This window comes from Curtobacterium sp. PhB115 (assembly GCF_003752025.1).
GTDB lineage: Bacteria > Actinomycetota > Actinomycetes > Actinomycetales > Microbacteriaceae > Curtobacterium.
In genome coordinates this window covers 34,781-48,872 of sequence record NZ_RJKR01000007.1, presented here as the reverse complement: position 1 = coordinate 48,872, position 14,092 = coordinate 34,781, and the positions used below count along the sequence as shown (strand labels likewise).

Sequence of the window (14,092 nt, the reverse complement as noted above, 5' to 3'; positions counted from 1 at the left end):
ATCCTCCCACGAGCGCGCTCCGCGGACTGACCCGAACCGGGCCGGGAGGACCTGGGTACGGTCGGCGCCACCGAACGAGGAGGGTTCCCATGTCCGACGTCACGTCGTCCACCAACCGCTACGCAGGCTCCAGCATCCAGAAGGTGGCGCTCCTGGTGGGCATCGTCTTCCTGCTCGTCGGGATCGCCGGGTTCGTCCCCGGGCTGACGACCGGCGACCTGGGCGGCGCTGGTCACGGCTCGATGGCGATGTTGCTCGGGCTCTTCCAGGTGTCGGTGCTGCACAACGTCGTGCACCTGCTGTTCGGGGTCGTCGGGCTGCTCGCCGCCGGGTACGCCACCGGGTCGCGGATGTACCTCGTGATCGGAGGGGTCGTCTACTTCGTGCTGTGGGTCTACGGGCTCTTCACCGCCGGGCACATGTCGGGCGCGAACTTCGTCCCGCTGAACTGGGCCGACAACTGGCTGCACCTCGTGCTCGCGGTCGGCATGGTCGCGCTCGGCATCGTGTTCCCGCGCGAGCGTCGGCGCCCGGTCGGCGCCTGACGGGGCGCGGCGGGCGCGGGCGCTGCGGGGCGCGGGCCGCGGGACGCGCCTTCTGCGACGATCCACGAGGAGATCGACGCGTGGTTCGTCGGAAGGTGCACACACATCGGTCCCGTGCGCATCGTCCGACAGAACACGAGTCGATCGACGCGTGGAACGTCGCAACATGCTCACGCATGCGGGCCGGGAGGCACGGCGCAGCTCCGCCCCGCACACGTCGGTCCGACAGACGGTTGGGTCAGACCTCGGTGAACGGCTCGGCGTCGTCGAGTCGGACCCGCAGCGTCGGGGCCGCTCGGCGCCGGTTCCCGCCCTTGAGCACCCGCCTGGTGGACGACCGCCGGATCACCTCGGCCTTCAGGGTCGCCGCGACCTCGGCGCCGTGCGCGTACGGGAAGCGCACGATCGCACGCACGGTACCGGGCAGCGCGTCGTCCTCGACCGGGACGGGGCCGAGCACCGGTCCGACGGTCGCACCTTCGAGGGCCTCGACCGCCGCGGTGACGGCCTCGTCGGTGCCCGTCATCGTCGCGACCCGGACGGCCGGCGGGAAGTGCAGCTCGCGGCGGTCCGTGAGTTCGTCGTGCGCCGGGCCGTCGAGCCGCCACAGGGCCATCGCCGTCGCGAGCTTCCCGCCGATGCCGACGAGGTACGCCTCGGCGCCGGGAGCGCCCTTCGCGGCCGCGTTGGTCCAGAACCGCAGCACGTCCTCCTGCACCCGGAGGCCTTCTCGGGCGAGCATCTTCTCGCCGTCGAGCAGCAGGACGCAGGCGTAGCCACCCGGCACGGACGGTTCGGCACCGCGGGTGGCGACGACGACGGAGGGCTTCGCGGGCACCTCGTCGAGTGGGCGTGACCCGTCGGCGACGACGATCCGGGTCCCCGGGAACGCCCGGCCGAGTTCGTCCGCGGTGCGTTGCGCCCCCTGCCCGACGGGCTTCACGGTGCCGTTGCCGCACGTCGGACAGCGGAACCCGACCGCGAGTGCGCCGCAGAACCGGCACTCGGGCGTGGCGCCTCGGTGCGGGCTGCCGAGCGGTCCGCCGCAGACCCGGCAGTGCGCGCGCTCCCCGCACTCGGCACAGACGAGTCCGGTGCCGAAGCCGGGGCTGGCGACCTGCACGAGCACCGGGCCGTGCTGACTCGCCTGTCGTGCGGCGCGCCACGCCGAGCTGGGGATGCGTGCCTGTGCGGCGTAGCCCTCGGCACCGGTCTGCTGCACCGTCGGGATGACCTTCGGGGTCTTCACCCGGTACGGCGTGACGTCCTGCAACCAGTGCAGCTCGACGAGGCGCTGCACGTCGGTGCTCCGCGCGTGCGACACGAACAGCAGGGCGGCACCGGACTGCGCGGCTCGGACGAGGGCGACGTCGCGCGTGTGCACGTACGGCGCCCGCGGCTCGATGAACGAGGCGTCCCCGTCGTCCCACATCGCGATGAGCCCGAGGTCGGTCGCCGGCGCGTACACCGCCGCACGGTTCCCGATCGCGACGACCGCGTGGGTCCGGGCCTGCAGGAGCGCCTTGGCCCGTTGCCCGTTCGTCTGCTTGGCGTCGAACCGGACGACACGCTCGGGCGGGAGCACCGCGAGGAGTGCCCGTTCGAGATCGGTGACGTCGCGGAAGTCGGGGACGGCGATCACGGCGGACCGCTCGGCGGCCAGGGTGTGCGCGGCGGCCTGCGCCAGCGTGGCGGCCCACCCGGGCACCCAGACGGGCTCGCCGGCGGCACCGGAGTCCGCGGGGCCGGCCAGGGCCACGGGGTGGGGCACGGCGGCGACCGCAGCACGTCCGCGGTCCGCGACCAGTGCCTCCAGGACGCCGTCGGCGTAGCCGGTGACGGGCGGGGCGGTCACCGGCGGGGGCGACCATGCGGTGTCCCGGCCCAGCCAGGCCTTCTCGGCACGGACCTGCCGGGTCGGCACCGCGAGCCGGAGCACGTCGGACGCGACGCCGGCTGCCCGGTCCGCCACCGCCCGGGCGAGCGTCCAGATCTCCGGCGCGAGGACCGGCACGGGTGACACGACGGTCTCGATCTGGCTGAGCTCGCCAGGGTACTCGCCCTCTGACACGATCTCGACGACGTAGCCGTCGGACATCCGCGCGCCGGTGCGGAGCGGCACCTTCACGCGGACGCCCGGAACGCAGTCGTCCTCGAGCTCGGCCGGCACCCGGTAGTCGAACAGACGGTCCAACTGCGGGAGCGGCGAGTCGAGGACGACGCGCGCGACGGTGGTCACGCGGTGCTTCAGACGGCTGCGGCGACGAGTCCTGCGGCGGCGCGGAGTTCCTCGACACGGTCGAGCTGCTCCCAGGTGAACCCGGGGAGCTCACGGCCGAAGTGCCCGTACGTCGCGGTCTGCGCGTAGATCGGACGGAGCAGGTCGAGGTCGCGGATGATCGCGGCCGGGCGCAGGTCGAACACCTGACGGATCGCGGCCTCGATCGTGGCGTCGTCGACGTGCCCGGTGCCGAACGACTCGACGTAGAGCCCGACGGGCGCCGCGCGGCCGATCGCGTAGGCGACCTGGACCTCGAGCCGGTCGGCGAGGCCCGCCGCGACGGCGTTCTTCGCGACCCAGCGCAGGGCGTACGCGGCCGAGCGGTCGACCTTCGACGGGTCCTTGCCGCTGAACGCACCGCCACCGTGACGGGATGCCCCGCCGTAGGTGTCGACGATGACCTTGCGACCGGTGAGGCCGGCGTCGCCCTGGGGGCCACCGATCTCGAACCGACCGGTCGGGTTCACGATGACGTCCACGTGGGACGAGTCGAGGTCGACCAGGTCGAGCACCGGACGGATCACGTGCTCGGTGATGTCGGCGGTGAGCTGCTCGAGCGAGACGCTCGGCGCGTGCTGCGTCGACAGGACCACGGTCTCGACGGTCTTCGGGACGACGCCGTCGTACCCGACGGTGACCTGGGTCTTGCCGTCGGGACGCAGGAACGTCAGCTCGCCGGACTTGCGGACCGCTGCCAGTCGCTCGGCCAGGCGGTGTGCCAGCCAGATCGCGACGGGCATGTACTCGGGGGTCTCGTTCGTCGCGAACCCGAACATGATGCCCTGGTCGCCGGCACCCTGGCGGTCGAGCGGGTCGACGGCGCCGGAGCGGGAGTCGAGCGACTCGTCCACGCCCTGGGCGATGTCCGGCGACTGCGCACCGATCGAGACCTCGACACCACAGGTGTGGCCGTCGAAGGAGACCTCGGACGAGTTGTACCCGATGCCCGTGATGACGTCTCGGACGATCTTCGGGATCTCCACGTAGCCGGAGGTCGTGACCTCGCCCGCGACGTGCACGAGCCCGGTGGTCACCATGGTCTCGACGGCGACACGAGCGTTCGGGTCCACCGTCAGCAACGCATCGAGGATGCTGTCCGAGATCTGGTCACAGATCTTGTCGGGGTGCCCCTCGGTCACCGACTCGGACGTGAAGAGGCGCAGAGCAGCTGCAGTCACCGGGATCAGTCGGAGGGCTGCTGCTGCTTGGTGACGGTGAGCTTGTCCTCGTTGATCTCGTGGAGCGCGACGGACAGCGGCTTGTCGTCGATCGTCGAGTCGACGAGCGGGCCGACGTTGTCGAAGAGCGAGCCCTCGTGCAGGTCGGCGTAGTAGTCGTTGATCTGGCGCGCACGCTTGGAGGCGAAGATGACGAGCGCGTACTTCGACTCGACCTTGCTGAGCAGGTCGTCGATGGGCGGGTCGATGATGCCCTGGGGGTTGGCCATGGTGTCTCCTCGAAGTCGGTGCACCCGTCAGGGCGCAGAGAACAAGTCTACGACCTCACGTGCCGCGGTGCCGACATCGGAGTTCACGATCCGGACGTCGAACTCGTCCTGGGCGGCCAGTTCGACCTTCGCGGTGTCGAGTCGGCGCGCTTGTTCCTCGGGTGACTCGGTGCCGCGGCCGATCAGCCGGCGCACAAGTTCCTCCCACGTCGGGGGCAGCAGGAACACGAGCACGGCCTCGGGCATGGCGTCGCGGACCTGCCGGGCGCCCTGCAGGTCGATCTCGAGCATGACCTTCTCGCCGGCGTCGAGCGCACGGTCGATCGGCGGCCGCGGGGTGCCGTACCGGTACGAGTTGTGCACGGTGGCCCACTCGAGCAGTTCGCGGTCGCGGATCATCCGGTCGAACTCGGCGTCGTCGACGAAGTAGTAGTGCACGCCGTCGACCTCGCCGGGGCGCGGCTTCCTGGTCGTCGCGGAGACGCTGAGGTTGACGTCCGGGTACTGCTCGCGGATGTGCGCGCTGACGGTGCCCTTGCCGACCGCGGTCGGGCCGGCGAGGACGACGAGCTTCGACGACCCGCGCTTCCGGCCCCGGGCGGCGAGCCAGTCGGCCAGGGCGACCCGCTGCCGGGTGCCGAGGCCACCGAGCCGCTTCGACGGTGCGATGCGGAGGGTGCCCATGATCGACTCGGCGCGCGCCGGGCCGATGCCAGGCAGGCTGACGAGCAGGTCCCGCACGCGCAGGGACCGTTCGGCGGACGTGGTCTCGACGAGCGAGTCGTCCCAGGCGGAACGCGCGACCTCGAGGGCCGAGCGCTCCCCCGACGCGATCGCGGCCTTCACCGCGGCCCGGGCGCGTCGCGCGGCCACCGCGGCCTGTGCGGCGGCGACACGGTCGACCTCCGGTGGGGTGCGGTGCGCGGGCAGGTCCGGCCGGTCGTCGGTCACGCGGCGGATCCCAGCGCGGTGCGGATGCGCTCGGCGCGGTCCGCGATCCGGGCAGCGACGCCGTCGGGGCCGTCGGCGAGGAGCCCGCGGGACTCGCTCACGAGCACCTGGTCGGCGCGGGCGCCGTACAGCGCTCGGAGGTCCTCGATCCGGGCACCCTGGGCACCGAAGCCCGGAGCCAGGATCGGCGCGGAACCGATGTCCGCCGCGTCGATGCCGAAGTCGTCGAGGTCGAGGGTCGCGCCGAGCACGAGCCCGACGTCGCCGAGGGCTCGATCGCCCGCGGCCCGGTTGTCGTCTGCCACGTCCACGACGATACCGGCAGCGACGGACCGTCCGGCACGCGGCCCCTCGGCCAGCACGGCGGTCTGCAGCACGCGGGCCTCGGGGTTGCTCGTCGCCGCGAGCACGAACACGCCGGCACCGTTCTCGCGGGCGACGTCGATCGTGCCCCGGAGCGACCCGAAGCCGAGGTACGGCGAGACCGTCATCGCGTCGGCCGCGAACGGCCCGTCGCGGTCCAGCCAGGCGAGCGCGTAGTCGTCACCGGTGGACCCGATGTCGCCCCGCTTCACGTCGGCGACGACCAGGAGGCCCGCATCGCGTGCACGACGGATGGTCGCGTCGAGCGCGCGGTAGCCCGCCACCCCCGCCGCCTCGAAGAAGGCGATCTGCGGCTTCACGATCGCGGCGCGGCCGACGGCCGCGTCGACCAGGGTCGCACCGAAGGCGGTGAGACCCTGCTCGTCGCGGCCGAGGCCCCACGCCGCCAGGGTGGCGGCGTGGGGGTCGATGCCGACGCAGAGGGGTGAACGCTCCCCCATGGCGGCCGCGAGGCGGACGCCGAAGGAGGCCGTGCCTCCCGACCGGGTCGTGTCCACGCTCGCAGCCGTCACCAGGTGGCGCGCTCGAGCGCGTAGTCCTGCAGGCTGCGGACGTTGAGCGGCGTACCGATCGTCTCGATCGCCGCGACCGCTGCTCCGATCTGCGCGATCGTCGTGAACAGCGGCTTGTCCGCCGCGACCGTCGCCGCACGGATCTCGTACCCGTCGGCACGGCCGGCGGCACCCGACGGGGTGTTGATCACGATGTCGACCTCGTTGCGGGTCAGCAGGTCGACGACGCTCTCGCCACCCTGGCTGAACTTGCCGACGATCCGGACCTCGATCCCGTTGCGACGGAGCACCTCGGCGGTGCCCTCCGTCGCGATGATCGTGAAGCCGAGCTGCTGCAGGCGGTGCACCGGCAGCACGATGGCGCGCTTGTCGGTGTCTGCGACGCTCACGAAGACCGTGCCGCTGGTCGGCAGGCCGCCGTACGCGGCGTCCTGCGACTTCAGGAACGCCCGCGGGAAGTCGCGGTCGATGCCCATCACCTCGCCGGTGGAACGCATCTCGGGGCTGAGCACCGAGTCGACGACCTGGCCCTCGCGGGTGCGGAAGCGTCGGAAGGGCAGCACGGCCTCCTTGACGGCGACGGGTGCCTCCATCGGGACGAACGCGCCGTCCCGGGCGGGCAGCATGCCCTCTGCGACGAGTTCGTCGACGCTGGTGCCGGTCATGATGCGGGACGCGGCCTTCGCGAGCGGGATGCCGAGCGCCTTCGAGACGAACGGGACGGTGCGGCTGGCGCGCGGGTTCGCCTCGAGGACGTAGAGCACGCCGGCACCGATGGCGAACTGGACGTTGAGCAGACCCCGGACGCCGATGCCGCGGGCGATCTTCTCGGTCGCGTCGACGACGCCCTGGATCTCGGCGCGGCCGAGGCCGACCGGCGGCAGGGTGCACGCCGAGTCCCCGGAGTGGATGCCGGCCTCTTCCAGGTGCTCCATGATGCCGCCGATGTAGAGGCGCTCTCCGTCGAACAGCGCGTCGACGTCGATCTCCACCGCGTCGTCCAGGAACCGGTCGACCAGCAGCGGGAGCTCCGGGCCGATGATCGCCTGGTCGGCCATCCGGTCGAAGTAGTCGGCGAGCGACGGGGTGTCGTAGAGGATCTCCATGCCACGGCCGCCGAGCACGAAGGACGGGCGGACGAGGACGGGGTAGCCGATCTCCTCGGCGACCGCGGCCGCGCTGGCGAGGTCGTGTGCGGTGCCGTTCCGGGGGGCGAGCAGGCCGGCGGCGTCGAGGATGGCGGAGAACTGTCCGCGCTCCTCGGCCGAGTCGATCGCGGTCGGCGAGGTGCCGAGGATCGGGATCCCCGCCGCCTCGAGCGGCTTCGCCAGGCCCAGGGCGGTCTGGCCGCCGAGCTGGACCACGACGCCGACGAGTTCACCGGACGCGGCCTCGGCCTCGATGACCTCGAGGACGTCCTCGGCCGTGAGCGGCTCGAAGTACAGGCGGTCCGAGGTGTCGTAGTCGGTGGAGACCGTCTCGGGGTTGCAGTTGATCATGATCGTCTCGAAGCCGGCGTCGCTCAGCGCGAAGGACGCGTGCACGCAGGAGTAGTCGAACTCCACGCCCTGCCCGATGCGGTTCGGGCCGGAGCCGAGGATGACGACCTTCTTGCGGTCGCTCGGGACGACCTCGGTCTCGGCGTCGTACGACGAGTAGTGGTACGGCGTCAGGGCCGGGAACTCGCCGGCGCAGGTGTCGACGGTCTTGAAGACGGGGCGGATGCCCAGCGCGTGGCGGTCGTCGCGGACCTGCTGCTCGCTGACCGGCGCCGCCTCGGTGCTCCGCAGCGACGCGATCTGGGTGTCGCTGAAGCCGTGCTCCTTCGCCCAGCGCAGGGTGTCGGCGTCGAGGGTCTCGGCGGCGGCGACCTCGGCGGCGACCTCGTTGATGAGCACGATCTGGTCGATGAACCAGGGGTCGATCTTGGTGGCCTCGAAGACCTCGTCCGCGGTGGCGCCGGCGACCAGGGCCTGCTGCACCGTGACGATGCGGCCGTCGGTCGGGATCGCGGACTTCGCCAGCAGGGCGTCCTTGTCGAGCTCCGCCGCCGGGGTGTCCCAGTGGAAGCTCGAGCCGCGCTTCTCGAGCGAGCGCAGCGACTTCTGCAGGGCCGTCGCGTAGTTGCGACCGATCGCCATCGCCTCGCCGACGCTCTTCATCGTCGTGGTGAGGGTGGCGTCCGCCGCGGGGAACTTCTCGAACGCGAACCGCGGGGTCTTCACGACCACGTAGTCGAGCGTCGGCTCGAAGCTCGCCGGGGTGACCTTCGTGATGTCGTTCTGGATCTCGTCCAGGCGGTAGCCGATGGCGAGCTTCGCGGCGATCTTGGCGATCGGGAACCCGGTGGCCTTCGACGCCAGGGCCGACGAGCGGGAGACGCGCGGGTTCATCTCGATGACGATCACGCGGCCGTTCGACGGGTCGACGGCGAACTGGATGTTGCAGCCCCCGGTGTCGACGCCGACGCGACGGATGATGTCGATGCCGATGTTCCGCATGTTCTGGTACTCGCGGTCGGTCAGCGTCAGCGCGGGGGCGACGGTGATCGAGTCACCGGTGTGCACACCGACCGGGTCGACGTTCTCGATGGAGCAGATGACGACGGTGTTGTCGTAGTTGTCGCGCATCAGCTCGAGCTCGTACTCCTTCCAGCCGAGGATGGATTCCTCGAGCAGGACCTCCGTCGTCGGGCTGGACTGCAGCCCGTCACCGACGAAGCGGACGAGCTCGGCCTCGTTGTACGCGAAGCCGGAGCCGAGGCCACCCATGGTGAAGGACGGGCGGACGACCAGCGGGTAGCCGAGGTCCTTCGCGAATTCCTTCGCCTCTTCCAGGGTGTGGGCGATGTGGCTGCGGGCGACGTCGGCACCGGACTCCAGGACGAGTTCCTTGAAGAGCTGCCGGTCCTCGCCACGCTGGATCGCGTCGACCTTGGCGCCGATGAGCTCGACGCCGTGCTTCTCGAGGATCCCGGCCTCGTCGAGGGCGATCGCGGCGTTCAGGGCGGTCTGGCCACCGAGGGTCGGCAGGACGGCGTCCGGCTTCTCGATGCGGATGATCTCCTCGAGGCACGCGTTCGTGATCGGCTCGATGTAGGTCGCGTCGGCGAAGTCGGGGTCGGTCATGATCGTCGCGGGGTTCGGGTTCACGAGGATGACCCGGACGCCCTCGGCGCGGAGGACGCGGCACGCCTGGGTGCCGGAGTAGTCGAACTCGGCGGCCTGACCGATGACGATCGGGCCGGAACCGATGACGAGGACGGAGTTGATGTCTGCGCGCTTGGGCATCAGTTCGCTTCCTTGGTGATGTCTGCTGCGGGGGTGGTCGCGTCGGCGGTGGCCGCGTCGAGCGGCTCCCCGTAACGTCGCGCGCGCACCAGGTCCGCGAACCGGTCGAAGAGGTACATGCTGTCGTGCGGACCAGCGGCGGCCTCGGGGTGGTACTGCACGCTGAACGCGGGCACGTCGAGCGCGCGGAGGCCCTCGACCACGTTGTCGTTCAGCGAGTAGTGCGAGACCTCGACCCGACCGAAGCCGGCCGGGGACTCGAGGACCTCGCCGAGGCGTGCGTCGACCGCGAAGCCGTGGTTCTGGCTCGTGATCTCGACCTTGCCGGTCGTGGTGTCGAGCACCGGCTGGTTGATGCCGCGGTGCCCGAAGGGCAGCTTGTACGTGCCGAAGCCGAGCGCCCGGCCGAGCAGCTGGTTGCCGAAGCAGATGCCGAAGAACGGACGCCCCGTGGACAGGCTCGAACGCAGCAGTTCCACCTGGGCGTCACTCGCCGCGGGGTCGCCTGGGCCGTTCGAGTAGAAGAGCGCGTCCGGCGCCAACGCCTCGAGATCGGCAGCGGAGATGTCCTGCGGCACGACGTGCACCTCGAAGCCGCGCTGGGCGAGGTACCGGGTCGTCGACGCCTTCACGCCGAGGTCGAGCACGGCGAGCCGGCCGATCTGCTCGCCCTCTGCCGGGACCACGTAGGTCTCGGGGGTGGACACGATCGCCGAGAAGCTCGCACCGGCCATCGTGGCCTGCGACCGGACGGCGTCCAGCTGCTCCGCCTCCGACAGCCGCGCGTCCTCGCCGCTGAACACGCCGCCCTTCATGGCGCCGGCGTCGCGGATGCGACGGGTCAGCGCACGCGTGTCGATCCCGGAGATCCCGACGATGCCGTCGCGCACCAGGTGCTCGTCGAGCGAGGCGTTCGCGCGGTGGTTCGAGACCACGCGGCTGGGGTCGCGCACCACGTACCCGGCGACCCAGATGCGACGGGACTCGGGGTCCTCGTCGTTCACACCGGTGTTGCCGATGTGCGGAGCGGTCTGCACCACGATCTGGCCGGCGTACGAGGGGTCGGTGAGCGTCTCCTGGTACCCGGTCATGCCGGTCGCGAAGACCACCTCGCCGAGCGTGCGCCCACGGGCGCCGTAGGCCCAGCCGTCGTACCGGGTGCCGTCTTCGAGGACCAGGACGGCCCGTTCGCGTGTCATGCTTTCTTCCCTTCGCCCGCGGTTCGCGGGGCATCGGCCGCAGCTGCCTGCGGCCCGGTCACGGTCAGTCCCTGCAGGGCGTGCAGCGCGGCTGCGTCGCCCTCCGGGAACCGGAAGTAGGTGTCGAGGTCCGTCGCTCCTGCGGCGCCGGTCGCCGTCCATCGCAGACGGACCAGTCCCCCGGGCTCGACCACCCGGTCGATCGCCCACGTGGCGCGGTCAGCACCGCGGACCGCGTCGCGCGCGACCCAGCGGTCGTCGGCACCGGCGAGGTGGAGCACCACCCCGGTGTCGTGGACGGTCACGCCGCCGCGACCCCGGAAACCGAGTCCGCCCGCGGTCAGGCGCTCGAGTGGCTGGTCGGCGCGGGTCGTCGCGACGGTGAACCCGTCCCACGACCCGACCGCCGGTCCGACGGTGGCGGGGACGCGGACTGGAGGCACGGCTTCCGCCTGCTTCCTGGCTCGCGTCCGCCAGGTGCGTGCCATGGCGACGAAGAGCGCGGCCACCGCGAGCAGGATGACCCCGCCGAGCAGCCAGCGTCCGGCGTCGCCGCTCATGCGCGGGCCCCGGTCCGGAGCGCCGCGGCGTGCGCGGCGATCGTGTCCGCGTCGACGAGCTGACCGTCGAGCAGCGTCGCGTAGCCCTGGTGGAAGGTCGCGACGACCCGGCCGGGCAGCGTCATGCCGAGGTACGGCGAGTTCTGCGACTGGCCCGCGAGGTCGGTCACGGCGAACTCGCGACTGGCCGTCGGGTCGTAGAGGGTGATCTCTGCGGGAGCGCCCTCGGCGATGCGCTGCCCGTGACCCTCGACCTGGCCGATGCGTGCCGGAGCCTCGGACAGCACCCGGGCGACGTCGGCCCAGTCGAGCTGGCCGCTGTCGACCACGGCGGACTGCACGACGCTCAGCGCCGACTCGAGGCCGACCATGCCGTTCGCCGCCGCCGGCCACTCGCAGCACTTCGCCTCGGCCGTGTGCGGCGCGTGGTCGGTCGCGACGATGTCGATGGTGCCGTCGGCGAGGGCCGCGCGCAGGGCGTCGACGTCCTCGCGGGCACGGAGCGGCGGGTTCACCTTGTAGCGGGCGTCGTAGCCGGGAGCTCCGTCGCGGCCTGCGATGAGGTCTTCCGTCAGCACGAGGTGGTGCGGGGTGACCTCGGCGGTGACGTCGATGCCGCGGGACTTCGCCCATCGGATCACCTCGACGCTGCCGGCGGTGGAGACGTGGCAGACGTGCAGCCGAGCCCCGACGTGGTCGGCGAGCAGGACGTCGCGGGCGATGATCGCCTCTTCCGCGACGGCCGGCCAGCCCGCGAGCCCGAGCTCCGACGACAGCCGGCCCTCGTTCATCTGCGCACCGATGGTCAGGCGGGGCTCCTGGGCGTGCTGCGCGAGCACGCCGCCGAAGCCCTTGATGTACTCGAGTGCGCGGCGCATGAGGAGCGGGTCGGACACGCACGAGCCGTCGTCCGAGAAGACCCGGACCTTCGCCCTGCTCGTCGCCATGGCGCCGATCTCCGACAGGTGCGTGCCCTGCAGCCCCTGCGACACCGCGCCGATCGGTCGGACCGTCACGTAGCCGGCGTCGTCGCCGAGCGCCTGGACCTGCTCGACCACGCCGGCGGTGTCCGCCACGGGGCTCGAGTTCGCCATCGCGTTGACGGCGGTGAAGCCGCCGGCCGCTGCCGCCCGCGAGCCGGTGAGGACCGTCTCGGATTCTTCGTGACCGGGCTCACGCAGGTGGGTGTGCAGGTCGACGAGACCGGGGAGGGCGATCAACCCGTCCGCGTCGACGACCGTGGCACCGGCCACGTCGAGACCGGACCCGACCGCGGTGATGCGCCCCCTCTGCAGCCGGATGTCGGCACGCGAGCCGTCGACCAGCTGCGCGCCGCGGATCAGGTGTGCGGTCATGCGACGGTCTCCTTCGATTCGGTGCCCGTCAGGGCCAGGTAGAGGACTGCCATCCGGACCGAGACGCCGTTCTCGACCTGCTCGACGACCGTCGAGCGGGGGTCGTCGGCGGCGACGCCGGCGATCTCGAGCCCGCGGTTCATCGGCCCGGGGTGCATGATCAGTGTGCGCTCCGACAGCCGCGCGAACCGCGCCGCCGTGAGCCCCCAGTGCCGCGTGTACTCGCGCGGGTTCGGGAAGAACGCGTCGTTCATCCGCTCCTGCTGGATGCGGAGGGTCATCACGACGTCCGGGTCCTCGGCCAGCGCGACGTCGAGGTCGTGGTGCACCGCTGCGCCGAACGGCGTCGTGGTCGCGGGCAGCAACGTCGGCGGGGCGGCGAACGTCACCGTCGCACCGAGGGTACGGAGGAGCCAGGCGTTCGACCGGGCGACGCGACTGTGCAGCACGTCGCCGATGATCAGGACGCGGACGCCGTCGAGTCCCTGGCCCCGCGACCCCGCGCCGTGCAGGCGGCGTCGCATGGTGAAGGCGTCGAGGAGCGCCTGCGTCGGGTGCTCGTGGGTGCCGTCGCCGGCGTTCACCACCGGGACGTCGATCCAGTCGGCGTCGGCGAGCACCCGGGGTGCACCCGAGGCACCGTGGCGCATGACGATGCCGTCGATGCCCATCGCGCCGAGCGTCTGCACGGTGTCCTTGAGGGACTCGCCCTTCGAGACGCTCGAGCCCTTCGCGGCGAAGTTCAGGACGTCGGCGGAGAGGCGCTTCGCGGCGGCCTCGAACGAGATGCGCGTGCGCGTGGAGTCCTCGAAGAAGAGGTTCACGACGGTCTTGCCGCGGAGCGCCGGGAGCTTCCGGACCTCGCGGGTGTTGACCTCGGCCATCTCCTCGGCGACGTCGAGGATGTGCACGGCCTGGTCGCGGGAGAGGTCGGCGGTGGAGAGCAGGTGCCGCATCACGCCACCCCCTGCTCGATGAACACGGTGTCGTCGCCGTCGGTCTCGGACAGGTGCAGGGTGACCCGTTCGTCGGACGCGGTCGGCAGGTTCTTGCCGACGTGGTCCGCGCGGATCGGCAGCTCGCGGTGGCCGCGGTCGACGAGCACAGCGAGGCGGACGGCACGCGGTCGACCGATCCCCTGCAGCGCGTCGAGTGCTGCCCGGACCGTCCGGCCCGAGTAGAGCACGTCGTCCACGAGCACGACGACCTTGCCGTCGATGCCGCCGGCGGGGATCACCGTGCGGTGCGGCGCCCGGCCGATGCCGTGCCCGAGGTCGTCACGGTGCATCGTGACGTCGAGCGTGCCGACACGCTCGGAACCGATGCCCGCGACCGCGGACTGCCAGTCGGGCTCGATGTCCGCCAGGATGCGGCCGAGCCGTTCGGCCAGGACGGCGCCCCGGGTCGGGATGCCGAGGAGGACGAGGTCCGAGCCGCCGTGGTTGGCCTCGAGGATCTCGTGCGCGATGCGTGTCAGAGCACGCGTGATGTCGGGTTGCTGCAGGACCGTTCTGGTGCCCACGTCGACCCCCTTCCCCGCCTCACTGGACGGCATTAAAGGATGCTGA

The 14,092-nt window shown here is 71.6% G+C and carries 12 protein-coding genes; 1 reads left to right on the top strand and 11 read right to left on the bottom strand.

All coding sequences use genetic code 11. The features are described 5' to 3' along the window. The first annotated feature begins 89 nt into the window (after window positions 1–89). Window positions 90–545, top strand: a complete 456-nt coding sequence (locus EDF19_RS09745; protein ID WP_123680716.1) for a DUF4383 domain-containing protein — start codon at window positions 90–92, stop codon at window positions 543–545. A gap of 238 nt (window positions 546–783) precedes the next feature. Here EDF19_RS09745 and EDF19_RS09740 read toward each other — a convergent pair whose 3' ends face one another. Genes EDF19_RS09740 through pyrR form a run of 11 tightly spaced genes read right to left on the bottom strand, consistent with a single transcriptional unit; the run spans window position 784 to window position 14,079 of the window. Beyond that, the gene (locus tag EDF19_RS09740) at window positions 784–2,784 is read right to left on the bottom strand and encodes a primosomal protein N' (protein ID WP_123680715.1); all 2,001 of its coding nucleotides are present in this window, start codon (window positions 2,782–2,784) and stop codon (window positions 784–786) included. An 8-nt stretch (window positions 2,785–2,792) separates the two neighbouring features. Continuing rightward, complete coding sequence (gene metK / locus EDF19_RS09735; protein ID WP_123680714.1) at window positions 2,793–4,004, bottom strand: methionine adenosyltransferase; 1,212 nt, start codon at window positions 4,002–4,004, stop codon at window positions 2,793–2,795. Between the two features lie 5 nt (window positions 4,005–4,009). Further along, window positions 4,010–4,273: a DNA-directed RNA polymerase subunit omega gene (gene rpoZ / locus EDF19_RS09730; RefSeq protein WP_114849971.1), complete on the bottom strand. Its 264-nt coding sequence runs from the start codon at window positions 4,271–4,273 to the stop codon at window positions 4,010–4,012. Window positions 4,274–4,300: 27 nt separating this feature from the next. Beyond that, a complete protein-coding gene (gene gmk, locus EDF19_RS09725; protein ID WP_395859840.1) occupies window positions 4,301–5,224 on the bottom strand; it encodes a guanylate kinase in 924 nt (307 codons plus the stop codon). Beyond that, entirely contained in the window at window positions 5,221–6,105 is an 885-nt protein-coding gene (gene pyrF, locus EDF19_RS09720; RefSeq protein ID WP_260217075.1) for an orotidine-5'-phosphate decarboxylase, read from the bottom strand. Before pyrF ends, gmk begins: the two co-directional genes overlap by 4 nt. An 11-nt stretch (window positions 6,106–6,116) precedes the next feature. Further along, window positions 6,117–9,410 (bottom strand): carbamoyl-phosphate synthase large subunit, encoded by a 3,294-nt coding sequence (gene carB, locus EDF19_RS09715; protein WP_123680712.1) that lies wholly within the window; start codon window positions 9,408–9,410, stop codon window positions 6,117–6,119. Beyond that, entirely contained in the window at window positions 9,410–10,609 is a 1,200-nt protein-coding gene (gene carA, locus EDF19_RS09710) for a glutamine-hydrolyzing carbamoyl-phosphate synthase small subunit (protein WP_123680711.1), read from the bottom strand. Before carA ends, carB begins: the two co-directional genes overlap by 1 nt. Further along, window positions 10,606–11,169, bottom strand: a complete 564-nt coding sequence (locus tag EDF19_RS09705; RefSeq protein WP_123680710.1) for a hypothetical protein — start codon at window positions 11,167–11,169, stop codon at window positions 10,606–10,608. Before EDF19_RS09705 ends, carA begins: the two co-directional genes overlap by 4 nt. Then, window positions 11,166–12,524 carry a dihydroorotase gene (locus EDF19_RS09700; protein ID WP_123680709.1) on the bottom strand — a complete coding sequence of 453 codons (1,359 nt, stop codon included), beginning with the start codon at window positions 12,522–12,524 and terminating at the stop codon, window positions 11,166–11,168. The genes EDF19_RS09705 and EDF19_RS09700 overlap by 4 nt, the downstream gene beginning before the upstream one ends. After that, window positions 12,521–13,480: an aspartate carbamoyltransferase catalytic subunit gene (locus EDF19_RS09695; protein ID WP_123680708.1), complete on the bottom strand. Its 960-nt coding sequence runs from the start codon at window positions 13,478–13,480 to the stop codon at window positions 12,521–12,523. The genes EDF19_RS09700 and EDF19_RS09695 overlap by 4 nt, the downstream gene beginning before the upstream one ends. Continuing rightward, complete coding sequence (gene pyrR / locus EDF19_RS09690) at window positions 13,480–14,079, bottom strand: bifunctional pyr operon transcriptional regulator/uracil phosphoribosyltransferase PyrR (protein WP_311317105.1); 600 nt, start codon at window positions 14,077–14,079, stop codon at window positions 13,480–13,482. Before pyrR ends, EDF19_RS09695 begins: the two co-directional genes overlap by 1 nt. Window positions 14,080–14,092 lie beyond the last annotated feature (13 nt).

Coding starts and splice junctions, on each gene's coding strand:
- EDF19_RS09745 (WP_123680716.1), top strand. CDS start 90: ATGTCCGACGTCACGTCGTCCACCAACCGCTACGCAGGCTCCAGCATC.
- rpoZ (WP_114849971.1), bottom strand. CDS start 4,273: ATGGCCAACCCCCAGGGCATCATCGACCCGCCCATCGACGACCTGCTC.
- carB (WP_123680712.1), bottom strand. CDS start 9,410: ATGCCCAAGCGCGCAGACATCAACTCCGTCCTCGTCATCGGTTCCGGC.
- carA (WP_123680711.1), bottom strand. CDS start 10,609: ATGACACGCGAACGGGCCGTCCTGGTCCTCGAAGACGGCACCCGGTAC.
- EDF19_RS09705 (WP_123680710.1), bottom strand. CDS start 11,169: ATGAGCGGCGACGCCGGACGCTGGCTGCTCGGCGGGGTCATCCTGCTC.
- EDF19_RS09700 (WP_123680709.1), bottom strand. CDS start 12,524: ATGACCGCACACCTGATCCGCGGCGCGCAGCTGGTCGACGGCTCGCGT.
- EDF19_RS09695 (WP_123680708.1), bottom strand. CDS start 13,480: ATGCGGCACCTGCTCTCCACCGCCGACCTCTCCCGCGACCAGGCCGTG.
- pyrR (WP_311317105.1), bottom strand. CDS start 14,079: ATGCCGTCCAGTGAGGCGGGGAAGGGGGTCGACGTGGGCACCAGAACG.